Below are 654 nucleotides of genomic sequence, written 5' to 3'. Positions count from 1 at the left end.
TTCGTGCCTTCTTCCGATCTGGAAAAGACTCATAATAGATAAGTTTAAAAGGTCGATAGGGTTTTGTCGTTCTTTCATATCCATTTTGGTGTTCAAAAAAACGTCGACCAAGATCATTCGTCATACCTACGTAGATCATATCTGTCCAAAACGTTTTTGAAATCAGAAGACGTAGAGTCTGTTTGTTCAAGCAGGGGTTGAATTTTGAAAATTACGCCAAATCTAACCATACATTCGAAAAACAAAGATTCTTTCCAACTTTAGAAACGTTTTGGGCAGCTATGTATGTAGATATAATTTCTCTCCTTACTCTCAATGGCATAGACATAAATCATACCCTAAAAAAAGAAAAAGCCCGCAATAATTAAATTGCGAACTTTAAGTGCCCTGGACTGGACCTGCCTGCCGTTCCCAACTTGTTCTCACTCACAAACTTAACCTTACATCATAATCATTGATAATCATCAATCGAGATGTAGTCAGGCAGGGTCGAACCAACACTTAACTTTACATCGATTTTAGAAATCTTTTCCCCGCTGCCGATTTTAGATACTTCTCCCGATTTCGTGCCTTCTTCCGATCTGGAAAAGACTCATAATAGATAAGTTTAAAAGGTCGATAGGGTTTTGTCGTTCTTTCATATCCATTTTGGTG

General features: G+C 37.6%; 2 protein-coding genes. Both read right to left on the bottom strand.

The annotated features are described in order from the left end of the window. Positions 1-139 (bottom strand): GIY-YIG nuclease family protein (locus L6773_RS21905; RefSeq protein ID WP_369431614.1); only part of this gene is annotated, 139 nt, incomplete at its 3' end. A gap of 368 nt (positions 140-507) precedes the next feature. Then, positions 508-654, bottom strand: a 147-nt coding sequence (locus L6773_RS21900; RefSeq protein ID WP_369431613.1) for a GIY-YIG nuclease family protein, incomplete at its 5' end; no start/stop codon positions are given.

This window comes from Rhodohalobacter sulfatireducens (genome assembly GCF_022012475.1).
GTDB classification, from domain to species: Bacteria; Bacteroidota; Rhodothermia; order Balneolales; family Balneolaceae; genus Rhodohalobacter; species Rhodohalobacter sulfatireducens.
Note: the sequence above shows the minus strand (reverse complement) of the source record. Positions and strands in the feature narration are given on the sequence as shown.